20 protein-coding genes are annotated in these 22928 nt (G+C 67.4%); 5 read left to right on the forward strand and 15 right to left on the reverse strand.

The window, feature by feature from the left end; genetic code table 11:
- Nucleotides 1–7: 7 nt before the first annotated feature.
- From kdpD to kdpF, 11 genes are all read right to left on the reverse strand, one after another.
- Nucleotides 8–2728, reverse strand: coding sequence for a two-component system sensor histidine kinase KdpD (gene kdpD / locus AC3QL2_RS22080; RefSeq protein ID WP_493232466.1), 2721 nt, complete (start codon nt 2726–2728; stop codon nt 8–10).
- 2 nt (nt 2729–2730) lie between these two features.
- A complete protein-coding gene (locus tag AC3QL2_RS22085; protein WP_493232467.1) occupies nt 2731–4365 on the reverse strand; it encodes a CorA family divalent cation transporter in 1635 nt (544 codons plus the stop codon).
- An 82-nt stretch (nt 4366–4447) separates the two neighbouring features.
- Nucleotides 4448–4615 (reverse strand): hypothetical protein, encoded by a 168-nt coding sequence (locus AC3QL2_RS22090; RefSeq protein WP_493232468.1) that lies wholly within the window; start codon nt 4613–4615, stop codon nt 4448–4450.
- A 42-nt stretch (nt 4616–4657) separates the two neighbouring features.
- Nucleotides 4658–4954 carry a hypothetical protein gene (locus AC3QL2_RS22095; RefSeq protein ID WP_493232469.1) on the reverse strand — a complete coding sequence of 99 codons (297 nt, stop codon included), beginning with the start codon at nt 4952–4954 and terminating at the stop codon, nt 4658–4660.
- On the reverse strand, nt 4947–5762 hold the full coding sequence (locus tag AC3QL2_RS22100) for an amino acid kinase family protein (protein ID WP_493232470.1): 816 nt from the start codon (nt 5760–5762) through the stop codon (nt 4947–4949). Before AC3QL2_RS22100 ends, AC3QL2_RS22095 begins: the two co-directional genes overlap by 8 nt.
- 6 nt (nt 5763–5768) lie before the next feature.
- Nucleotides 5769–6233, reverse strand: coding sequence for a PTS sugar transporter subunit IIA (locus AC3QL2_RS22105; protein WP_493232471.1), 465 nt, complete (start codon nt 6231–6233; stop codon nt 5769–5771).
- A 23-nt stretch (nt 6234–6256) separates the two neighbouring features.
- On the reverse strand, nt 6257–7132 hold the full coding sequence (locus AC3QL2_RS22110) for a TorF family putative porin (protein WP_493232472.1): 876 nt from the start codon (nt 7130–7132) through the stop codon (nt 6257–6259).
- A gap of 16 nt (nt 7133–7148) precedes the next feature.
- Nucleotides 7149–7724 carry a potassium-transporting ATPase subunit KdpC gene (kdpC, locus tag AC3QL2_RS22115; protein ID WP_493232473.1) on the reverse strand — a complete coding sequence of 192 codons (576 nt, stop codon included), beginning with the start codon at nt 7722–7724 and terminating at the stop codon, nt 7149–7151.
- A gap of 13 nt (nt 7725–7737) precedes the next feature.
- On the reverse strand, nt 7738–9816 hold the full coding sequence (kdpB, locus tag AC3QL2_RS22120) for a potassium-transporting ATPase subunit KdpB (RefSeq protein ID WP_493232474.1): 2079 nt from the start codon (nt 9814–9816) through the stop codon (nt 7738–7740).
- An 18-nt stretch (nt 9817–9834) separates the two neighbouring features.
- Entirely contained in the window at nt 9835–11631 is a 1797-nt protein-coding gene (gene kdpA, locus AC3QL2_RS22125; RefSeq protein WP_493232475.1) for a potassium-transporting ATPase subunit KdpA, read from the reverse strand.
- On the reverse strand, nt 11628–11720 hold the full coding sequence (kdpF, locus tag AC3QL2_RS22130) for a K(+)-transporting ATPase subunit F (protein WP_481122358.1): 93 nt from the start codon (nt 11718–11720) through the stop codon (nt 11628–11630). The genes kdpA and kdpF overlap by 4 nt, the downstream gene beginning before the upstream one ends.
- 347 nt (nt 11721–12067) lie before the next feature.
- Here kdpF and AC3QL2_RS22135 point away from each other — a divergent pair, with 347 nt between their 5' ends.
- Nucleotides 12068–13402: a hypothetical protein gene (locus AC3QL2_RS22135; RefSeq protein ID WP_493236660.1), complete on the forward strand. Its 1335-nt coding sequence runs from the start codon at nt 12068–12070 to the stop codon at nt 13400–13402.
- Nucleotides 13403–13558: 156 nt separating this feature from the next.
- Here the strand turns inward: AC3QL2_RS22135 and AC3QL2_RS22140 are convergent, their stop codons facing one another.
- From AC3QL2_RS22140 to AC3QL2_RS22150, 3 genes are all read right to left on the reverse strand, one after another.
- Entirely contained in the window at nt 13559–14938 is a 1380-nt protein-coding gene (locus AC3QL2_RS22140; RefSeq protein ID WP_493232477.1) for an OprD family outer membrane porin, read from the reverse strand.
- Nucleotides 14939–15077: 139 nt separating this feature from the next.
- Entirely contained in the window at nt 15078–16520 is a 1443-nt protein-coding gene (locus AC3QL2_RS22145) for an MFS transporter (protein ID WP_493232478.1), read from the reverse strand.
- Nucleotides 16521–16683: 163 nt separating this feature from the next.
- Nucleotides 16684–17604 (reverse strand): dihydrodipicolinate synthase family protein, encoded by a 921-nt coding sequence (locus AC3QL2_RS22150; protein WP_493232479.1) that lies wholly within the window; start codon nt 17602–17604, stop codon nt 16684–16686.
- Nucleotides 17605–17866: 262 nt separating this feature from the next.
- Here AC3QL2_RS22150 and AC3QL2_RS22155 point away from each other — a divergent pair, with 262 nt between their 5' ends.
- Complete coding sequence (locus AC3QL2_RS22155; protein WP_493232480.1) at nt 17867–18796, forward strand: LysR substrate-binding domain-containing protein; 930 nt, start codon at nt 17867–17869, stop codon at nt 18794–18796.
- 99 nt (nt 18797–18895) lie between these two features.
- Here the strand turns inward: AC3QL2_RS22155 and AC3QL2_RS22160 are convergent, their stop codons facing one another.
- Entirely contained in the window at nt 18896–19576 is a 681-nt protein-coding gene (locus AC3QL2_RS22160; RefSeq protein WP_493232481.1) for a CCXG family PEP-CTERM protein, read from the reverse strand.
- Between the two features lie 246 nt (nt 19577–19822).
- On the opposite strand from AC3QL2_RS22160, the gene czcI reads away from it, so the two are divergent.
- From czcI to AC3QL2_RS22175, 3 genes are all read left to right on the forward strand, one after another.
- Nucleotides 19823–20167 carry a cation efflux protein, CzcI family gene (gene czcI / locus AC3QL2_RS22165; RefSeq protein WP_493232482.1) on the forward strand — a complete coding sequence of 115 codons (345 nt, stop codon included), beginning with the start codon at nt 19823–19825 and terminating at the stop codon, nt 20165–20167.
- A gap of 116 nt (nt 20168–20283) precedes the next feature.
- A complete protein-coding gene (locus AC3QL2_RS22170) occupies nt 20284–21618 on the forward strand; it encodes a TolC family protein (protein ID WP_493232483.1) in 1335 nt (444 codons plus the stop codon).
- A 9-nt stretch (nt 21619–21627) separates the two neighbouring features.
- Nucleotides 21628–22920, forward strand: a complete 1293-nt coding sequence (locus AC3QL2_RS22175) for an efflux RND transporter periplasmic adaptor subunit (RefSeq protein WP_493232484.1) — start codon at nt 21628–21630, stop codon at nt 22918–22920.
- Nucleotides 22921–22928 lie beyond the last annotated feature (8 nt).

A 22928-nucleotide genomic window follows, 5' to 3' on the forward strand; every position in this document is an offset into this window, starting at 1 on the left:
CGATACATCAGGGGGCACGGTCGTCCTCGTCCTCGTCTTCGACGAGGGGCGGCGGCGTGCCGATGGGCAGCGTGAATACGAAGCAGGCGCCGCCCTGGCTGCTCCGGCAGGCGTGCATGCGGCCGCCGTGGGCCTCGACGATGGCCCGGCAGATCGCCAGGCCGAGGCCGACGCCCGGCGTGCTGCCTTCCTGCTCGCCACGTTCGAATTTCTTGAACAGGCTTTCCTCGCGCCCGGCGGGGAGACCAGGACCGTCGTCTTCGACGCGGACTTCCATGTGCTGCGCCGTCTCGTGGGCCCGGATCCAGATGTGGCTGCCGGCCGGCGTGTACTTGGCGGCATTCTCGAGCAGATTGCAGAACACCCGCTGCATCAGTACGGAATCCACCTCCACAAGGGGCAGATCATCGTCCAGTTCGACCCGGATCTGATGGCCGGCGAGGATCGGGCGCAGGCTTTTGAGGGCGCTGCCGACGACTTCCTCCAGCGGCTGCCACTGGCGGTTGAGCTGGATGCGACCGGCCTGCAGGCGGGCCATGTCGAGAAGGTTGTCCACCTGGGCGTTGATGCGTAGTGCCTGCTCGCGCAACTGGTGGGAGATGCCGGCCTGGGCTGCGGTGGGTGGAGGTCGGGTCAGGAACATGGAGTCGGCGAGGCCGATCAGCACGCTGAGCGGGGTGCGTAGGTCGTGGGAGATGGCCGACAGCAGGGAGTTGCGCAGCCTTTCGGATTCCATCTGAACGGTGGTGTGCTGGGCGACATCCACATAATGGACGCGCTCCAGTGCGATGGCGATCAGGGATGCGAAGGTGTCCAGCAGGCGGCGTTGCTCGGGCTCCAGCAGGCGGCCCGGGTCGCGCAGTTCGAGGGCGAGCACGCCGCGCAGGCGCATCGGTGCCTTGAGGGGCAGGTAGAGCAGGGGGCTGGCGGGCAGGGTGTCGGTGCCCTGGCCGGCCGCTTCCGCGTGGTCGAAGGCCCACTGGGCGACGCCGGGGTCGATCTCCGGCAGGCCGGCCGACGCGAACAGCGGCGCCGGCAGGTGGTCCGTCTCGTCGGCGAGCAGGAAGGCGGCACGGGTGCCCATCTCGGCTACCAGGAAGCGCTCGCCGATCTCGGCGATCTGCTCGGGCAACAGCGCGCCGGACAGGTCGCGGGACATCTCGTAAAGGGCCCGCATGCGGTTCTCGCGGCTGCCCGCTACGTGGGCCTGATGCTTGTAGCCGGCGGTGAGCTGGCCGATCACCAGGCCGACTACCAGCATCACGGCGAAGGTCATCAGGTACTGGACGTCGCTGACCGCGAAGGACAGGCGCGGCGGGACGAAGAAGAAGTCGAAGATCGCCACGCTCAGGAAGGACGCCAGCACGGCCGGCCCGCGCCCCAGGCGGACGGCCACCAGCACCACCGCCAGCAGGAAGACCATCACGATGTTGGCCAGGTCCACCAAGGCATGGAGCGGCATCGCGATGAGGCCGGCGAGGCCGCAGGCGGCGGCGCTCAGCGCGTAGGTACGCCAGGCGATGGCGGCCTCTCCGCCTCCTTCCGCGGCCGGGCGCCCGGCCTCGGGGGGCGTGAGCCCGGCGTGGGCTACCTGGATCACGTCCAGGTCCGGAGCGAGGTGGCCGATGCGCTCGGCGATGCCGCGCTCCCAGAAGCGCCAGCGCCGCGGCGCGTCCTGGCCGACCAGGATGCGCGACAGATTGTGGCTGCGGGCGTAGCGCACGGCCTCCGCTTCCACCTGTGCGCCGGCCAGGGTGGCCGTAGCGGCACCTAGATCCTGGGCCAGCTTGAGGGCCTTCAGGATACGGTCACGGCTGACGGCAGGCAGGCGCTGGCGTTCGGGCGTTTCCACGTACACCGCATGCCACGGGGCTTCGAGGCGCCCGGCGAGGCGGGCGGCGCTGCGCACGATCTTGTCGCTGCCTGCTTCCGGGCCGATGCAGGCGAGCAGGGCGTCCTGGGTCTGCCAGACCGGCGACACGAACTTGTCGCGGCGGTACTGCTGGACGTCCTCGTCCACCCGGTCGGCGGTACGGCGCAGGGCCAGTTCGCGCAGCGCCAGCAGGTTGCCCTTGCGGAAGAAGTTGCGGATCGCCTGCTCCGCCTGGTTGGGCAGGTATACCTTGCCTTCGCGCAGGCGCTGCAGCAGCTCGTCGGGCGGCAGGTCCACCAGCACGACCTCGTCGGCGTCGTCGAAAACCCGGTCCGGCACCGTCTCCCACACGCGGATTCCGGTGATGCCGCTGACCACGTCGTTGAGGCTCTCCAGGTGCTGGACGTTCACCGTCGAATACACGTCGATGCCGGCTGCCAACAGCTCCTCCACGTCCTGCCAGCGCTTGGGATGGCGGGAGCCGGCCACGTTGGCGTGGGCCAGTTCGTCCACCAGGATCAGGCCGGGCTTGCGCTCCAGCGCCCGGTCCAGATCGAACTCAGGCAGCAGCCGCTCCCGGTAGGGAATCTGGCGAGGAGGAATGCGGGCGATGCCGTCGGCCATCGCCTCGGTTTCCATGCGTCCGTGGGTCTCGACGACGCCGATCACCACGTCGACGCCCTGGATGAGCTGCTGGCGCGCAGCGGCCAGCATCGCGCAGGTCTTGCCGACCCCGGCGCTGGCGCCGAAGAAGATCTTCAGGCGGCCCCGCCGGGCGCGGGCCTCGTCGGCCTGCAGGCGGGCCAGCAGGGCGTCCGGGTCGGGGCGGTCGGTGGGGGTGTCGGGGGCAGGCATGGCTAGGGTTCCGTACGCTTGAAGACGCGGCCGAGGGCGGTCCACTTGGCTTCGCGGGGAAGGCGCTCGTCGGAGAGTGCCTCAAGGAAATCCGACAGGCGCTTGGAGCGGGCCACCGCGAACAGCACCAAGGCCAGCGTGCTGGCGCTCACCAGCCCCAGCTGGAGCAGCTTGTAGGTACCCGGTACCTCGGGAAAGTTGAACAGGTTCATGCCGAAGTAGCCGGTGACCACCGTGGCAATCAGGCCGAAGATGGTCACCACTGTCAGGCGCAGCACGGTGCCGGACTGGCGGCGCTGGCTGTCGCTATCGAGGTAGGCGCTCATTTCGCGCATCTGATCCTTTACGTGGCAGAACAGTTCGTCGTTGCGCAGCAGGCGCGTGGTGCGCTGGAACAGGGCCTGCACCAACCCCTGTTCGGAAACCTCGTGGAACCAGTAGCGGTGGGTGAAGCGCAGGAAGGCCTCGAAGGACTGGCGGATGCGGCGCTTGAAGCGGCGTACGGATTCGTTGTTGCGGATATCGAGTTCGTTCACCGCGCTGGCCAGTCCGTCGGAAAAGGACAGCAGCGCGGCGCGGTGGAAATGGGCGATCAGGAAGACCAGGAAATACTGGTGGCGGAAGCGCGCGAGGAAACCGTGTTCGGGATCGCGGAAGTAGTCTGAGCCGGCTTCGCCCACCAGTACCAGCGCATTGCCGGTGCAGATGAAGCGGCTGTTGGGGCCGTCGTCGGAATCGGTCCAGAAGCGGTCCTCGCAGTGCAGGCGCTCGAAGCGGATGACCGCCGGGTCCTTGGCGGGCACCGGGTCACGGGATGGCAGGTTGGCGACGAAGCCCATGCGGATGAAGTCCTCGCGGCTGAGGCTGCGCGGCTCGTCGAGGGCCAGGTAGGCCATCATCGGCATGCGGTAGTACTCGAGCAGTCGATAGCTCAGATCGCCTTCGCCGCGCTCGGCGTCCTGCACCAGCGGGCGCAGCAGCCAGGACCAAAGGGCGCCGACGCAGGGCGTGCGGTGCTCGCAGACGAAGCGCAGGTAGCGTTCCCGCTTCTCCGAGTCCGAGGTGGCGAGCACACGCCCGTCCCGGTCGAGGAGTTCGGTGCGGTGGACGTTGTGCACGCCTTGGCCGCTGGCGTCCCAGCCGGTCGGATAGGCGCGCCCGAAGCGGTAGAGCAGTTCCAGTGCGGTGGCCAGCGGCAGGTCGTCGGCGGCCACTTCCACGTTGAGCATCGCCACGTCGAGATCGAGGAAAAGGTAGAGGTCCACATGGGCGATGCGCAGCGGGATGGGGGCGTCGCCGGGCCGCAGGGTCACCTTCAGCCCCGCCACGTCGGTGCGCCGGTACACCGCCATCGGCGCCGAGCGGCTGGGCGGGCCATCGCCGGTTGCCGAGCGCCCGTCTCCATACAGGAAGCGCTGGACGTAGGGAAGGAAGGCCACGAATTCCTTGTAATGACGTTCCTGAAAGTCGGCCGGATCGGTGGTGAACTCATCGTCCACTGGCGCCCAGTAGCCGCTGCCGGTGATCCTCTCGTGGATTCGTGCCACGTTCTCCCCCGTGAAGCCTGGCTTGATCTGGACCGGCCAGACGAGCACATCCCGGAAATGGCGGACCACGTGGTCCGGTTGCGAGAGCATCGCGTCTCCTTTAGGTCTTGTGCGTACGAACGGTGCGCCGGGGCGCGAGAGCGCGATTCTCTTCCGTTCGACGAACAACACGCTAGTCCTCGCTCACCTGATGGCGTTCGGACAGGCGTCGGCGCTCTGCGCTTTCAGCCATTTCCGCCAGGATGCGCCGCCGTACCTGCTGGCCGAATACCGCCTTGCAGCTTGGCGAACAGGTCAGGTCGCGGCGGTAGGCGAGAAGGTGCAGCACACTCGATACCATGTGCCGGGCGCCGCAGACGGGGCAGATGTGCACCGGCATGGTTCACAGGGCCCTTGAAGCGTACGACGCCAGACGTGCCGGATGGGCTCCGGGCTCCGCATCGAGGATGTAAACGTTGCACTGGGCTGTAGGACTGATCGCCAGTGCGACTCCGATCGCACCGTCTCCGGCGACGGCCAGGCGCATGGGGCATTCCTGTCCGGCAAGGAATACACGCAAGGCTTCGCGTCCCAGTTGCGAGCCCGGAAAGCCGATGGTGTTGGCGGCACTGTCCGTGCCGGGGGTGGCGACTGCGTATGCGCGGTTCCTGACGACGATGCCGATGCACAGTTCATTCATGCTCATCTCCTTCGGTGACAGGGGCCAGGTAATGCTCGCTTTGGGAAAGAACGCCGGCTGCCGCATCGGGCAGGATCAGCGTGCCGCCGATGAATGGGGTCAGTAACTCGACCAGCAGGGTTTCAGGGTGTCGGATATCGAGAAGATGGATGGCAGGGACGCCCGCTGCCAGCGCGTCGACGATGTGCGCTGGAATGGTGGCCAGCGATGCGGCGTCGGAAACCGACAGGCGGTGCGCCGGGCGGCCTTCCTGATCCATCGGTGGAGGGCTGTCTCCCAGCACGATGAGCTTCCTGGCCTGCAAGTGCACGGCCAGGGCAGAGGCCAACTGGCTCCCGTTCATGGGGCAGGCCAAGCCATCAGGAGCGATGCCGATCGGACGGATGACGGGCAGTAGCCCGGCATCCAGATACAGGTCGAGCAGCGCTTTGTTGACGGCTCCGGCTTCCAGGCCGGCGTCGCGGCCAAGGGACAGTCTCGCAGGGCGCAATTGCAGCATGCCGTCATCGACGCCGGACAGCCCGGCAGCCCTTGCGCCGTGCCGGTTCAGGAGCGCAACCAGCCGGGTATTGAGGGCACTGGAGCGATGCACGACGATGAGCCGGAGGCCGATCAACTGGAGTAGCGCGAGGTGGCGGCCGAGGCTGTTCCAAGTGACCGGATCAAGAATGCTGCCGCAGGCGTAATCGACCACAAAAAGCTGGTTCCGGCAGGCATGGATGTAGGGCAGCAGTTCGGCCAGGATCTGCGCACGTACGTCGCTTGCAGGTTCGGCCCGGCCTGCGGCCGGGATTGAATCGGTACGCATTACGGATCAGGCCGCGGCGGGCTGCCAGGAGCGGAACAAGGACCTGATTTCATGCGGGTCGGTGCAGGCATGCAGGGCTTCGCGGAAACTCGGGTCGGTGAACAGGCTGGAGATGCCGGCGAGGATGCCCAGGTGCTCTTCGGTGGCCCGTTCCGGCACCAGCAGCACGACGAAGTCCGTCACAGGCTTGCCGTCCGGCGCGTTGAAGGGCAGCGGCCGTCGTGGTCGGGCGTAGGCAGCATGGGTCTGGCGCAACCCGGCCAGCCGGCCGTGGGGAATCGCCACGCCCTGGCCGAGCGCGGTGGAGCCCAGCGCCTCGCGCTGATCGAGGACTTCGGCCACTGGTACGCGCGCGAGCCCGTGCCAGCGTTGCATGTTCCGGCCGATGGCATCGAACAGCGCGGCAGGGTTGGTGACGTCCAGGTCGAGCAGGATGTCTTCCGGAAGCAGGATGTCGGCGAGGGTCAGCATGATTGTGCGTTCCTCCTGTCTGCTCAGAAGCTGCGGGCGACGGACAGCACTGCGATGCCGCGGCCGGCATCTCGGCTGCGCGAACCGCTGGCTGAGCCGTCGCTGGCCATGCTGCTGCTGAAGCAATAGAACTCGCCGTTGCCGCAGCGCCCTTGGGCAGTGGTGCCCACATAAGCGGCGCCGACGATCCAGCCGGCGAGGTCCTTGGTGATGCCGAGCCGCCAGTCGGTGTAACGGCCGTCATAGCGCGAGCCGTCCGTGTTTGCGTAAGCGAAGCCGCGCATGAAGAGACGCCCGACGTGGGCGCCGAACGTGTAGCCCCCGCCCAGGTCATAGGACGCCGACAAGTCCAGGTAGCCGGTGCCACGGGTGCCGGGCATGGCGAAATAGTCGGTGAGCGCGTGGGAGTACTTCAGCGTGAGGAACTGCCAACTCCCGGCCAAATAGACCTCTCCGTTGTCCACGTTGCCATTGGCCGTGCTGCCGGGACGCCGCTGGTTCACGCCGGCGAAGGCATGGTCGAGGCGCGAGCCGGGGTAGTAGTAATACAGGCCACCTACGTCGACGCCGAAGTCGCCGAGGGTGGTCTTGTAGCCGCCGTAGAAATCCATCTCGAGGCTGCCTTCGGGATAGCCGGCGCCGCTGCTGACGTTGGAGTTCCAGTTGCCGGCGTAGAAGCCGGACGGGTGGGCATAGTCGAAGCCGCCCTGAACCGCCGGGTGTCCGAAGGTCTGGTCGAGGCCGCGGAAGCGGTAGCTGGAGACGAGCCCGATGTTGGCTGTGAGCGGGGTAGCGGTGGGCGTCGTGCTGTCCGGCTCGGCATGGGCGGCGAGCGGGCAGGTCGCGATGAACAGTGCGGCGGCAGTGGCAATACGTGTTCTGGCTTGCAGGGAGGACATGGTCGGAGCTTTCTTGTCAGTGCTTAAGCGCGTCGAGCGCGAGGTTGAGTTCCAGTACATTCACGCGGGGTTCGCCGAAGACGCCCCACTCGCGGCCTTCCGTGTGGGCGTCGATCAGCGCCGTCACCGCTGCTTCGGACAGCCCGCGGGCCCGGGCGACGCGGCCGGCCTGCCACGCGGCGGCGGCCGGGCTGATGTGGGGGTCGAGGCCGCTGGCCGAGGCGGTGACCAGATCAGCCGGGATCGGGGCGTGGTTGGCCGGATCGGCGGCCCGCAGCGCGGCGATGCGGGCCTTCACCGCGTCGGTCAGTGCCGGGTTCAAGGGGCCCAGGTTGGAGCCCGACGATGCGCCAGCGTTGTAGGGCTGGGGCGCGGTGGCCGACGGGCGGCCCCAGAAGTGGGCCGGGTCGCTGAAGTTCTGGCCGATCAGGCGCGAGCCGACCGGCTTGCCGTCCTGCAGGATCAGGCTGCCGGTGGCCTGGTCGGGAAAGGTGACGTGGGCGATACCGGTCACCGCGAGTGGGTAGGCGATGCCGGTCAGCGCGCTGAGCAGCACGAACAGGCTGATGGCGGGGCGCAGCAGGGTTTTCATGGCTTTCTCCGGTTCAGGCCAGGCCGCTGGCGGCCAGCAGGACGTCGATCAGCTTGATGCCGACAAAGGGCACCAGGATGCCGCCGAGGCCATAGACGGCCAGGTTGCGGCGCAGCAGCGTGGCGGCGCCGAGGGGACGGTAGGGCACGCCCTTCAGGGCCAGCGGGATCAGGAAGACGATGATCAGCGCGTTGAAGATCACCGCCGACAGGATCGCCGAGGCCGGGCTGGCGAGGCCCATCACGTTGAGGGCGGCCAATTGCGGGTAGGTGCCGACGAAGGCCGCCGGGATGATCGCGAAGTACTTGGCGATGTCGTTGGCGATGCTGAAGGTGGTCAGCGAGCCGCGGGTCATCAGCATCTGCTTGCCGGTCTCGACTACCTCGATGAGCTTGGTCGGGTTGGAGTCCAGGTCGACCATGTTGCCGGCCTCCTTGGCCGCCTGGGTGCCGGTGTTCATGGCGACGGCCACGTCGGCCTGAGCGAGGGCCGGGGCGTCGTTGGTGCCGTCGCCGGTCATCGCCACCAGGCGGCCCTCGGCCTGGTACTGGCGGATCAGGGCCAGCTTGGCTTCGGGCGTGGCTTCGGCGAGGAAGTCGTCCACGCCAGCTTCGGCGGCGATCGCCGCGGCAGTGACCCGGTTGTCGCCGGTCACCATCACGGTCTTGATGCCCATCCGGCGCAGCTCGGCGAAACGTTCCTTGATGCCACCCTTGACGATGTCCTTCAGCTCGATGACGCCGAGCACCTGCTTGCCGTCGGCGACCACCAGCGGCGTGCTGCCGCGGCGCGCCACCTCGTCCACGCGGGTGGCGACGGCGGCCGGGAAGTGGCCGCCCAGGCTTTCAACGTGGCGGCGGATCGCATCGGCAGCGCCCTTGCGGACCTGCTTGCTGCCCAGGTCCACGCCGCTCATGCGGGTCTGTGCCGAGAAATGGACGAAGTGCGCGTCGAGGGCGTGGATGTCCCGTTCCCGCAGGTTGAACTTCTGCTTGGCGAGCACCACGATGCTGCGCCCCTCCGGTGTTTCGTCGGCGAGGGAGGCGAGCTGGGCGGCGTCCGCCAGGTGGGCCTCGCTCACGCCCTCGGCGGGCAGGAAGGCCGAGGCCTGGCGGTTGCCGAGGGTGATCGTGCCGGTCTTGTCCATCAACAGTACGTCCACGTCGCCGGCAGCTTCCACCGCCCGGCCGGAGGTGGCGATCACGTTGGCCTGCATCATGCGGCTCATGCCGGCCACGCCGATGGCCGACAGCAGGCCGGCGATGGTGGTCGGGATCAGGCACACCAGCAGGGCGACGAGGACCGTGATGCCGACCGGGCGGCCGGCACCGGACACGTCCACGCTGAACAGGGAGAAGGGCAGCAGCGTCACTGTGACGCCGAGGAAGACAATGGTCAGCGCCACCAGCAGGATGGTCAGGGCGATCTCGTTGGGGGTCTTCTGGCGCTTGGCGCCCTCGACCATCGCGATCATGCGGTCCACGAAGGTTTCACCGGGATTGGCGGTCACCCGCATCACGATCCAGTCGGAGAGCACCCGGGTGCCGCCGGTCACTGCCGAGAAGTCGCCGCCGGACTCGCGGATCACCGGCGCGGATTCGCCGGTGATGGCCGATTCGTCCACCGAGGCCACGCCCTCGATCACCTCGCCATCGGCGGGAATCACCGAATGGCCCAGGCCGCCGGCCTCGACGACGACCACGTCGCCCTTGCGCAGGTCGGCGCCCTGGACGAGCTGCCACTTGCCGCCGTAGTGGGGTTCGAGCAGCTTCTTGGCCCAGGTCTCCTTCTTGAGCCCGCGCAGGGAGGCGGCCTGGGCCTTGCTGCGGCCTTCGGCCAGCGCTTCGGCAAAGTTGGCGAACAGCACGGTGAACCACAGCCACAGGGCCACCGCGACGATGAAGCCGGCGGGCGCCTCGCCGTCACCGGTGAGGGCCTGGGCGGCGAGCAGGGTGGTCAGGATGCTGCCGACGTACACCACGAACATCACTGGGTTGCGCCACTGCACGGCGGGGTTCAGCTTGCGGAAGGCCTCGCCGACGGCCGGTAGGGCCAGGGCGGGGTCGAACAGGGTGAAGGTCTTCTTGCTCATGTTGGTCTTCTCCTTGGCTCAGGCGCCGAGCCACAGCATCAGGTGCTCGACGATCGGGCCGAGCGCCAGCGCCGGTACGTAGTTGAGCAGGCCGACCAGCAGCACGGTGCCGATCAGCAGGGTGACGAACAGCGGGCCGTGGGTCGGCATGGTGCCGGCGCCGGTGGGGATGCGCTTCTTCGCCGCCAGGGAGCCGGCCATCGCGAGCACCGGCACGATCACGCCGAAGCGGCCGAACCACATGGCGACGGCCAGCAGCACGTTGTAGAAGGGCGTGTTGGCGGACAGCCCGGCAAAGGCGCTGCCGTTGTTGTTGGCGGCGGAGGTCAGCGCGTAGAGGATTTCCGAAAAGCCGTGGGCACCAGGGTTGGCGATGCCGGCGCGGCCGGCTTCCGCCATCACTGCCACCGCGGTGCCGAGCAGAACGAGGAGGGGTGTGACGAGGATGGCGATGGAGCTCATCTTCATCTCGTAGGCCTCGATCTTCTTGCCCAGGTATTCCGGCGTGCGGCCGATCATCAGGCCGGCGATGAAGACGGCCAGGATGGCGAACACCAGCATGCCGTAGAGCCCCGTGCCGACGCCGCCGAAGACCACCTCGCCGAGCTGCATGTTGACCAGCGGAACCAGCCCGCCGAGGGGCGTGAAGGAGTCGTGCATGGCATTCACGGCGCCGCAGCTGGCGGCGGTGGTGATGGTAGCGAAGAGGGCCGAGTCGGCGATGCCGAAGCGGGTCTCCTTGCCCTCCATGTTGCCGCCGGCCTGCAGCGTGCTGGCTGACTGATCGACGCCGAGAGCGGCGAGCTGCGGATTGCCCTGCTGCTCGAAGCTCATGGCGGCCCAGGCGGCCAGCACGAACATCAGCGTCATCGCAGCCAGTACGGCCCAGCCCTGGCGGCTGTCGCCGACCAGCCGACCGAAGCTGACGCACAGCGCCGCCGGAATCAGGAAGATCGCCAGCATCTGCACGAAGTCGGTCAGCGGCGTGGGGTTCTCGTAGGGATGCGCCGAGTTGGCGTTGAAAAAGCCGCCGCCGTTGGTGCCGAGCATCTTGATGGCTTCCTGGGAGGCGACCGGCCCCATCGGCAGGGTTTGCACGCGGGTCTCGGCGGGATCGGTCAGTGCATTGCCCTTGTCGTCCTTCAAGGGCTGGCCGGAGGCGTCGAGGCGGGGCGCGTCGTAGTGGGTCGTCTCGACCGTAGTCACGTCTCGGTAAGACGAAAAGTTCTGGATCACGCCCTGGCCGGCCAGGAATAGCGCCATCAGCACGGACAGCGGCAGCAGCACCCAGATCGTGGCGCGGGTCAGATCGACCCACGCGTTGCCCACCGTGGTGGCGCTGTGGCGGGCGATGCCGCGGATCAGCGCGAAGACGACGGCGATGCCGGTGGCCGCGGACAGGAAATTCTGCACGCCGAGGCCGAGCATCTGGACCAGGTAGCCCATCGTCGCTTCGCCGGCATAGCCCTGCCAGTTGGTATTGGTGACGAAGCTCACCGCGGTGTTGAAGGCGGAGTCCGGCGCGACGGCCGCCATCTGCTGGGGATTCAGCGGCAGGACGGCCTGCAGGCGTTGCAGCCCATACACGGTGACGACGCCCAGCGCGTTGAAGATGAGGAGTGCCATCGCGTAGCGCAGCCAGCCGGTTTCCTCGTCGGCATGGATGCCGCACAGGCGGTAGACGAGGTTTCCGAAGGGGCGGCCGACGCGCAGGCGGCCCTCCATGGCGTTTGCGATGTAGATGCCGAGAGGTTTGGCCGTCAGCAGCAGGACGGCCAGGAAGAGCCCCAGCAGGAACCAGGCATGGGAGGTCATGAGAAGTCCTCCGGTTTGAGCAGCGCTGCCACGAGATAGATGAGCAGCGCGATGGCGACGAGGCCGCCGACGATGTAAAGCCCGTTCATTTGCGGCCTCTCAGGCGGTCGCAACCGACCGCCATGCCGGCCATCAGGGCCAGGAAGGCGGCGATGGCGGCGAGGTAGATGAGATCCATGATTTCCCCTTTCGGATCGAAGGAATCGACACCGTCATGCTAGGGAAGGCGGTATCAAAAGCTTCGAAAAAGGGGGCGCTGCGGGATAAAGGACTTGTAAAAATCCGCCGTGGGCGGGGTGCCGGAAGGGCTCCTAAAGCATAACCATGCGTCCTTTGTGGATATGCCGACGGTGTTAAATGGGTCATAGACCACACTGTTTCGCCGTCGAATACTCCGTCCCTGGTGATTTCCCCTGGCACGCAAGAAATGGTCAACGTGGTCCATACAAGCAAGAAACTCCGTCGCACGGCCTTGGCCGTCGCGCTCCTTTCCCTCCTCAATGCCTGTGGCGGTGGCGGCGGTGGTACCGCCACGCTGCCCGGCGAGGGCCCCCAGGTTTGTGTCGCCTTGCCTGCTGAGGCGACGCTGCATCCAGCGGATGCCGGCGCCAGCGAATGGAACGATGTGGTGGTCGATGGCAGCAACCGGATCTGGCTCGCCGGCTACGACCGGGGCGTGATCGGCCAGACTTCGCTGGAGCCGGCCGGCAACGCTCGCGGCGTGATCCGCATGCTGTCGAATACCGGCGATCTGCAGTTCGACAGCGGCTCACGCTTCGATTCGCCGGGCGCGGACGTAGTGGAGGCGCTGGCACTGACCGCGTCGGGCACCCTGTTTGCGGTGGGGCGTACTACGGGCGTTCTTGCCGGGACGGTCAACCGGGGCCAGTTCGATGCTTTCGTGGCTAGCTCCGATGCCAACAGTCCGTCTGGCCAGTGGGGTATCACCCAGTTCGGGGACGAGTTCCCGCAGCATCCGCGGCGCCTGCTGGCCATGTCCGACAGCGATCTCTACATCGGTGGCTACAACGACGATTACATTCCCACCAATTACGTGGCGGCCTGGGCTGACTCCTTCGTCTACCGGCTGCGGGCCGGCCGGCCCGGCGATGCCTCGTCCATCGCGACGGTATGGAGTCACCGTTCGAACAGCGACGAGCAGGACTACGCGTCGAGTCTGGCGGTCGCGCCGGATGGCTCGACATTCGTCGGCGGCGTGGTGACCAGCGGCAGCAACCGCGGCGCCTTCGTGCGCAAGCTGGACAGTAACGGAACGACGGTATGGACCGCCCGTTACACGACATCTGGCGTCGACAACGTGGCCTTCCTCAAGCCTCTGTCCGACGGCAGCGTGCTGATGCTCGGCACCGTGATGGGTTCCTTCCGCGGTGGCGTCAGCATCGGCAATACGGACGTTTTCGTGGCGCGCATCAACCCGCTGGATGGCTCGGCGATCACCAGCGCCCAACTGGGCACCAGCGGCGCCGAGTGGCTCACCGACGCGAAGATCGACAGCCAGGGCAATCTGTTCCTGTTCGGTGAGACGACCGGCTCCTTTGTCGGCGGCAAGGCGCCGGCGGGGGCGAGCGATCTCTTCCTGCTGAAGGTCCGCAACGACGGTGCGGTGCTGCGCGCCTGGCAGTGGGGAACGGCCGGTGACGAGCGGGGCGCTTCGGTGGCTATCGATGGTTGCGGGCGGGCGGTGGCGGCGGGCAGTTCGACGAAGGACGGCCAGCGCCAGGCGGTGCTGTGGTATCCGCAGGGCCAGTGAGGATTCACCCGGGACGCCGCCCGGAGCGTCCGGCGCCGATGGCAGGCACTCCGGTGAAGGGCTGATTTTCGCGGTCGCACCCGCTGTGCAAAAAAACTCCCCGCCGGTGGGCGGGGAGGCAAGCTACTGCACAGGGATTCGCTGCGTGCCGCCGCTTCAGAAGCGGTAGCTGTAGTCGATGTAGAAGCGGTGCTGGCGCCAGTCCTGGCGGGTCAGCCCGTTGAGGGTCTGGCTCGTCGTGCGCCCGTCGGCCTGGGAATCGTAGGTCATGAACATGTAGCGCAGGCTGACGTTCTTCACGAAGGGCAGTGCGTAGCGCGCCTCCAGTTCGCGGTACTGTTCCCGGCCTTCCACGTTATTAACCAGGTTGCTGCTGCGGGCACCGGTGCCGCGGACGTAGCGGTAGGCGGTCTTCAGGCCGGGGACCAGGGCTTTCCAGTCGTAGGCGACACGGATCTGGGCGGCGGTTTCGTCCCGATTGGTGAAGTCCGGGCCGACGACGGCCTGGGTCGGGAAGGGATTGGTGCCCGGGTCCTGGGTCAGCGCCCCGGTCCGGTCCGCATCGACGGCGTAGTTGTCCTCTATCCAGAATCCGCTGATTTTTGTCAGCGCGCCGCCGATGGTGAAGTCGCGGATCGTCCACGCCACATCCACGTAGGCGCCGCTCCCCCGGTTGGCGATGCGGCCGCTGCCGGCGCAGTCCATGTCCTTCTCGGCGCCGCAGACGAACAGGGAGCCGGCGTCGCGGGATGCGAGATAGCCGCCGGACAGCTTCAGCCGGTCGGCGCCGAGCGGAATGGTGTAGGCGGCGATCAGCGCGCTCTTGGCGAGGTAGGACTTGGCGTTCAGGTACTCGGCGGTCAGCTCCAGCGGCCCGCGGACATAGTTGCCGCCGAGGACGGCGATGTAGTCGATGCGGTTGCGGCCGCTCGCCTCGGTCCGGAAATGAACGAACTCGCCGGTGGTACGGCTGCGGTACTGGTCATATACCGCGCCGTAGAGCTTCAGTCCGTCGATCGGCTGCAGTGTGGCACTGACACCGGAATAGGTGTCGGGCACCGCGCGGTTGGTGGTGCTCTTCAGCAGCAGGCTGTCCTGGAACTGGCGGCCGAGCTTGACGACGGCCTTGTCGCCGAGCCGGAGCTTGAGCAGGGCCTGGCCGAGGGACTGGTAGCTGTTTTCCAGGTGGCCGTTGTTGCCCACTTCGAGCAGCTGGGTCGTCGGCACGCCGCTGGCGCCGAGCCGGTTGACGCTATAGACCGATGCGTCGAAGCCGGCTACGCCGCCCAGGAAGTAGGCCGAGCGGTAGTTGAGCTCCAGCCCCAGCGCGCTCTGTTCGTAGGCGGCAGGCTGCGGTTTGGGCGTCTTGACGGTCGGATAGGCCAGCCCCTTGTCGGCCCAGTAAACGCCGTGGACCTTGAGTTCCAGTTCCTGGGCGTCGTCGTCGGCCAGCGCGGCGAGGGGCAGGCAGCAGCCGCAGAGGCCGGCGGTGAGCATCGCGCGGGCGCGTCTGTCGATGGATGTTGTGAATTGCATGGTGTCCCCAATCCAATCCTGTGACCGTGTTCCCGTCGTGGTGGCGGGGCGGTTCCTTGTCTTTTTCAGGGCGATACCGTCCCTGCAGCCCTTGCGGGCCGCATGTATCGCGATGTCGATGTGGTGCTTCCCCGGAGGCTTAGGGAGAGATTTCCTCCAGCGCACGATTGGTGGTTTCAATCATGCGGGTGGCGGCGATCAGGCCGACGATGGTGGTGAGGGCGAACATCAGGAAGACCGCGGCGACGCCTTGCCCGCTCAGCACCACGCCGACGATGGCCGGGGCGGCGGCGGAGGCGGCGCGCAACCACGAGGTGGCGAGGCCGGTGCCGATGGCGCGCATGCGGGTCGGGTAGATCTCGGGGGTGTAGAGGTAGAGCATCACCGTCGTGGTGCCCATCACCGCGTAGGCCGAGGAGGCCAGCAGCATCACGGAGCGGGGGTCGTCGGCGCCCAGGATGCCCAGCGTGGCCAGCAGCGCGCCGCTCAGTACGAAGCAGCCCATTGCCCAGCGGCGGCGGCCGACCCGGTCGATCAGGAAGGCGCAGGCCAGCACGGCGCAGGTGCTCAGCACGTTGGAGATGGAGGCCATATGCAGGGATTCCTGCAGCGGCAGGTGATAGACCGTCTTGTAGAGGCTGGGCAGCCAGTTGTTGATGCCGTTGGCGACGAAGTAGCTGCTGGCCCACAACACCCACACGATCAGCGTGCGGCCACGATAGATCGGCGAGAAGAGTTCCTTCCACGAGGCCTTGCGCGGGTTCTGCAGGCCGGCCTGCAGGCTGGCCAGGCGGGCGTCGACTTCGATGCGGTCGCGTGCCGGGTCGAGGTTCCGCTTGGTGGTGGCGGCTTCCAGTTGTTCGATGATGCGCTCGGCCTCGTCGAGGCGGCCCTTTGCGATCAGCCAGCGCGGCGATTCGGACAGGCGCAGGATCAGCGTGGCGATCAGGATGCCGGGGATGCCGCCGATCAGGAACATGTATTCCCAGCCGAAGCGGGGCACGACGAAGGCGCCGATCTGCGCAGCGCCGAGGAGGCCCAGCGGAAAGATCAGCTCGTAGAGGATGAAGAAGCGGCCGCGCCCGTGGGCCTGGGACAGCTCGTTGATGTAGGCCGCGGCGACCGGCACCTCGCCGCCGACGCCGATGCCCTGGATGAAGCGGGCCAGGAAGAGCATCTGGAAGTTGCCGGTGAAGGCGCTGGCGACGCTCATCACCGACATGATGCCGACCGCCAGGGTGGCACTCGGTACGCGGCCGCGCCGCTCGGCGAGCCAGCCGAACAGCAGTGCGCCGATCACCTGCCCGAGGTAGCCGGCGGCGATCAGTACACCGATCTCGGTCGGGCCGAGGTGCCACAGGCCGACCAGCACCGGCATCACGAAGGCCAGCGAGAGCGCGTCGAAGGCGTCGAAGAAGGTCGCGCTGCCCATGATGATGCGGGCCTTGGTGTGCCAGCGGCAGAAGGGCACGTTCTCGATGCGGAAGAGCAGCTGCGCCGCGCGCCCTTGCCCATTGGCGGCAAGGTGCTGTTCCGCCGGAGGGGCGATGCCCGTCCCCAAAGCGGCAACTTTGGTATCCATTTTGTCTCCAGTCTCTTTCTTATATAGGTGCTCGGCGCGCGCCCCCGGGAGATTGGATTCTCCAGGGGGCGGCTACGGTAACACTTCGGCCTGATGGGCAGTCGGCCGGCTCTGCCGACTGCCCCGGCGACGCCGGCCTGCGTCGCCTGTGATCCCGCCAGGATCAGCGCACGATGCCGGCGGCGCGCATCGCGTTGGCGATCTCCACGTCGGCGCCTTCGGCCAGCGGCAGCAGCGGGGAGCGCACGGTGGCGTGCTCCAGGATGCCGCGGGCGACCAGCGCGTGCTTCAGCGCGACGGTGCCTTCCATGTGGGAGCCGCGGTGATAGACGTTGCGGGTGACCGGCAGCAGCTGGTCGTGGATCGCGCGGGCCTTCGGATAGTCCTTGGCCTTGCCGGCCTTGATCAGCTCGATCAGCAGTTCCGGTGCGATGTTGCCGTAGCCGACCAGGGCGCCATCCACGTCGAACATGGTGTGCAGCAGGTACTCGTCGTGGCAGGTGAGGATCTGCAGCTCCGGGCGTTCGCGGCGGATGATGGGGATTTCCACGTCCCAGCGGCGCATGTTGCGCACGCCGTTCTTCATCGCGAAGACGCCGGGCTGGGCGGAGATGTCCAGTAGGGTCTGCAGGTCGTAGGTGGCCTTGGTGGCGTCCGGGTACTGGAAGAGGATCAGCGGCAGGCCGCTCTCTTCGTAGATGGCGCGGTAACGGTCCTGCGGGGCGCCCTTCTGGTAGCCGAAACGCAGCCAGCCGTGGGACGGGTAGACCAGGCCGGCAGCGGCCCCGGCCTTGACGGCGCGCTTGGCTTCCTCTGCGGCGACGGCGGTGCCCTCCAGCGTGATGCCGGCGATAACCGGCAGGCGGCCGTCGGTGGACTTCACGAAGCTCTCGATGACGGCCGCCTGTTCGTCCTGGGACAGGAAGGTGCCTTCGCCGGCATGGCCGAGCACCACCAGGCCCTTGACGCCGTCGATGCCGCCGAGCCAGGAGCCGAGGCGCTGGATGGCGTCGTGATCGACGGCGCCGTCGCGGGTGAAGGGGGTGACGGGGGCGGGAACGAGGCCACGAAGATCCAGGGTCATGATGTATTTCCTCTTTGGTAGGTGGAGTGGTCGTCGATCGCCTGCGCCGGCCGCGGTTCCGAGTGTTCCGGAGGAATCCGGAAGGCATTTTCGGGGGGGCGCTTAGAGGCCAGTAAACGCAGTTTATTCAACGACTTGTTCAGCTCTTGCCGTGTCGGTCATCGAGCATGGCTGCAGTATAGGAAGGGGTCTGATATGCCGGAAGAGGCAATTCTTGTATTTCAGCTATACTGATCAGACATGGGTTTTGGCGAGGTCGGAAATGGACTATTCGGCGTGGAAGCTGTTTCTCGACGCGGTGGAGCTGGGCAGCCTGAGCAAGGTGGCGGTGGCCTACCGGACCAGCCAGCCCCATGTGAGCCGGCAGATCGGCGAGCTTGAAGACGAATGCGGCGGACGCCTGTTCCAGCGCACCGGCCGGGGCGTGGTGCTGACCGAACTGGGGCAGCGCATCCTGCCCAAGGTGCGCACCTGGGTGACCAGCACCGAGCAGCTCTCCAACGACATCCGTACCACCGCCGGCAAGCCGATTGGCACGGTGCGCATCGGCATCCTGCCGTCCACCGCGCACCCGCTGGTCAGCACGCTGTATTACCGCTTGAGGGAACGCTATCCGCTGATCCAGCTGAGTGTGCGCGAGGGGCAGGGCGCCCAGCTCGAAACCTGGCTCGAGAGCGGCAACCTGGATCTGGCGATCCTGTTCCGCCACAGTCCGCTGGCCCGGAACGGCGATATCTACCTGTCGGAAGCGCCGACCTACCTGGTCAGCGCTGCTGGCGACGCCCTGACGGCGGGGCCGACGGTGGCCTTCTCGGCGCTGGATGGCTTGCCGCTGGTGATGTTCTGCCGGCCCAACAGCTGGCGCGACCAGTTCGACCAGTTGAGCGCCCAGCACGGTGTGAGCCTGAACGTGGTTGCCGAGGCGGACAGCCTCAGCCTGCAGACCCAGATCGCCGCGGATGGCAGCGCCTACGCGCTGCTGGGGCCTTATGCGATTGCCGCAGCCATGAAGCACTGCCGCCTGCAGGCGGCCAAGCTGGTGGAGCCGGAAGTGCCCCGTTACCTGGCGCTGGCCATGTCGCCCCACGGGGAGCTGACGCTCGCCACCCGGACGGTGATGCAGGTGACGCGGGAGATCGCTGCGTCGCTGGCGGCCAATCCGGCGGAAGGAACGCTCCTGGCGCCCGCATGAGCGCCTGCCGTCTGTGCCCCGTAAACGGCAAGAGAGCCCGCGAAATGCGGGCTCTCTTGCGCTGGATCACGAAGCCTTGCGCCCGGTGGGCGCGTCTGCTTACTCGGAGGCTTGTTCGCGGCGGCCGCGGCGCTGCCAGCCAGCCAGGGCCAGGCCGGCGCCCATCACCAGCGACAGGCTGGCCGGTTCGGGTACGCCGTGGGCGTTGAGGCCGTCAGTGCTGTTGAAGGACGTGAATGACGTGCCACCGGGGCCCTGGAACTGGGCTTGCTGGCTGCCGTCGCAGCAGTCTTCCAGGCCGTAGATCTGCAGCAGATGATTGCCGGAGCTCAGGTTGGCGAGGAACTCGAAGTCCTGCGAGGTCGAGGCGTAGGAGCCGGCCCACCACATGTTGTTGGTCTTGAAGCCCATCAGGATTCCGTCGAGGAAGACCGCGCCGCCGTTGCCGAAATCGGGGCCGATACGGAAGTTCCACGCACCGCTGTCCGAACCGAAGCTGACGGTGTAGCGGAAGGCGATGTTGGTGGCCGAGCCGCCGAACACGCTCTGATTGGAAACGCCATCAAAGGAGGCGAGGCTGGCGCTGCCATAGCCGGCGGTCGGCGCCGCGGCGGCGAGCTGGTCAATGGTGCTGCGATAGGCGTCGGCGGTGGCCAACGGCGAGCTGGCCGAGTAGCGCGTATCCATCGTGATCACGCTGGCGCTGGCGTTCTGGGCCGCCAGAGACAGGGCGGATACAGTCAGGACGGAGCAAAGCTTGCTGAAGGAGGAGAAGCGCATCGCGGCATACCGTTGGGATTCAGGATAGCGTGCAGCTTATCCACTCGGGACATTTCAGGCCGTGCTGCGTGTCACGGTTGGAAGGCGAGAGCATTATCCTGCGTGAGTTTTGTCATGCTCCATGCGCGGGGAAGCCCGATGCAATATGTGCCAGGCTGTATCTCAGCGGCATTCCGGTGCGCTGTGTGTATCCGTTCGAGCATGCCGGGCGGGCCCTGGACGGCAACTCTGATACCATCCGTCCCCATGCGCCGCTGGCTTGCTCTCTTCCTGCTGGTTTTCCTGCCACTCCAGTTCACCTGGTCGGTGGCGGCGGCCTATTGCCAGCACGAGTCGGGGCAATCGCAGCACTTCGGTCACCACCAGCACAAGCATCAAGGCGATGGCGGCTTCAAGGATTCGAAGAGTGCGCCGTCTGGTATCGACGAGGACTGTGCGTTCTGCCATGCGGGTTGTGCGTCCGCATTGCTCGGGCTGTTCGAGCCCATCCCCGCCGAGGCGGGTGTCGTGAGTCCGCCGTGGGCGCCGCATCCATTGGCGTCGCCGCCTGGCGACCTGCCGGAACGCCCCAACTGGACCGTTTCCGCCTGATCGGCGGGAGCGGGCCTTCCTTTCCGTAGTTTCCCCTCGCGGCCCTTGCCGCGCGCCGTCCGGCTGGATGGCGTCCCGCCGATTTCCCCACGTGTCTTTCATCACTGGAGAATCGGATGCATTCCAATACACGAATCACCCTGGCGGTGAGCTGCGTGCTTGCCGCGCTAGCGGGCACTGCTCATGCCGACATCGACTGGCCTGCCGAACCGGCCGCGGCGTCCGTAGTCAGCCCCGTCGCCAGCCCTGGCGCCAATCCTGTCGAGCCGACAGGTTCCTTGAACCTGGCGATGGCGCTCGACCTCGCGATGGCGGCGAACCCTGAAATGTCGGCGGCCGCCAACGAGCTGCGCGCCGCCGAGGGCGTGGTCATACAGGCCGGGCTGCGGCCCAATCCCGACATCTCGGCATCCATCGAAGATACCCAGAACCGCGCGACCCGCAGCACTACGGTGCAGATCGGCCAGCTGCTGGAACTGGGCGGCAAGCGCGCCGCGCGAATCGCTTCCGCCGAGCGGGGGCGTGACGTAGCCACTGCCGATCTGGCCGCCCGGCGCCTGGACGTGCGGGCGACGACGATCGGCGCCTTCTTCGAGGTGCTGATGGCGCAGGAGCGCGTCCAGCAGGCCGAGGATCTCCTCGCGTTGGCCCAGCGCGTGACGCTGGCCGCCTCTCGACGGGTGGCGGCCGGCAAGGTGTCGCCGGTGGAGGAGACCAAGGCACGGGTTGCCGAGGCGTCGGCGCGGGTCGAGCTGAACCAGACCCGGGCCGACCTGAGCGTGGCCCGCAAGCGGCTGGCGATCACCTGGGGCAGCGCCCAGCCGCGCTTCGCGCAGGCGGAAGGGCGCATGGACGTCCTGCCCGCGCTGCTGCCGGACGATGCGCTGGCCCGCCGTCTCGAAACCGCGCCGACGCTGCTGCGCTCGCGCCTCGAGGTCGAGCGTCTTGCCGCCGTGGCCGAGCTGGAGCGGACGAAGCGTATTCCGAACCTGACTGTCAGCGTGGGCGCCAAGCGGGTCGAGGAGCTTGGCCGCAACCAGGCCGTGGTCGGTCTGTCGATCCCGTTCCCGGTCTTCGACCGCAACCAGGGCAATCTGCTCGAGGCGCTGCGGCGGACCGACAAGGCACGGGATGAGCTGCGCGCCGCCGAACTCCGCCTGGGTGCCGACGCGGCGCAGAACCAGGAGCGCTTGAAGGCGCTGCTGGTCGAGGCCCGGACGCTGCAGCAGGAGATCGTGCCGGGCGCCCGCAGCGCCTATGACGCTGCGACTAAGGGTTTCGAGCTAGGCAAGTTCAGCTTCCTCGAAGTGCTCGATGCCCAGCGCACCTTCTTCCAGGCTCGCGCCCAGTACCTGAAAAGTCTCTCCGATGCCCATCGCACCGCTGCCGAACTGGAGCGCGTGCTGGGTGCCATCACCACGCCGTCGTCAGTGATGGCCGACCATCCGTAGGAGCCCACCGTGAACAACCCTCTCAAATCAAGTTTATCGACCATCACCGGCAAGCAGGCCATCGCTATTGCGGCCATTCTCATCAGCGGGATTGCCGCCGGAAGCTGGATTCTCGCCGGCAGTCCGGCCACGCCTGCCGGCGAAGCCGCGGAGCACGCGGCTCCGGCGGAGGCCGCAGGCCACGACGACACGGCCCATCACGCGGAAAAGCCTGGCGACGCGCACGGCGATGCCGAGCATCACGCCGACGATGACAAAGCCAAACTCCACGACGAAACGCTCGCCCTGAGCGCGGCGCAGATCGAGGCGGCCGGTGTCGGCATCGACCAGGCCGGGCCGGCGCGGATCCGTACGACGCGCCAGTTGCCCGGTGAGATCCGTTTCAACGAAGACCGCACGGCCCACGTGGTGCCGCGGTTGGCCGGCGTGGTGGACAGCGTGCCGGCCAATCTCGGCCAGCCGGTGCGTCGCGGGCAGGTGCTGGCGGTGATTGCCAGCACCGGCTTGTCGGAGCTGCGCAGCGAACTCCTCGCCGCGCAGAAGCGCCTCGGCTTGGCGAAGTCCACCTACCTCCGGGAAAAGCAGCTGTGGGAGCAGAAGATCGCCGCGGAGCAGGACTACCTGGTCGCCGAGCAGGCGCTGCGCGAGGCCGAGATCGCCGTGGCCAACGCCCAGCAGAAGCTGGTGGCCCTCGGCGCGTCGGCGGCCGGGACGGGGAGCCTCAACCGCTACGAGATCCGCGCGCCCTTTGATGGGATGGTGGTGGAGAAGCACATCGCCCTCGGCGAGGCGGTGAAGGAGGACGCCAGCATCTTCACGCTGTCGGATCTGTCGTCCGTGTGGGCGGAAATCGTGGTGTCGGCGAGAGACCTGGACGTGGTTCGGGTCGGCGAGAAGGTGGTCGTGCGTGCGACGGCCCTCGACTCCCGCGCGGAGGGGCGCATTTCCTACGTCGGTGCGCTGCTCGGCCAGGAGACCCGCACGGCCAAGGCGCGGGTGACGCTGGACAACCCGAAGATGGCCTGGCGGCCGGGGCTGTTCGTCAATGTGGAGGTCGTGTCGGGGGAAAACGACGTGCCGGTGAGCGTGCTCGCGGAGGCGGTCCAGACCGTCGACGACAAGCCGGTGGTGTTCGTGCGCACGGCAGACGGCTTCCGCGTCCAGCCGGTGACGCTGGGGCGCGCCGACGGGAAGCGGGTCGAGGTGACGGGCGGGCTCAAGGCCGGCACGTCCTACGCGGCGTCGGGCAGCTTCGTGCTCAAGTCGGAGCTCGGCAAGGACAGCGCCGAGCACGCGCACTGACGGGAGGA

This window comes from Zoogloea sp. GW822-FHT05C07 (genome assembly GCF_058800215.1).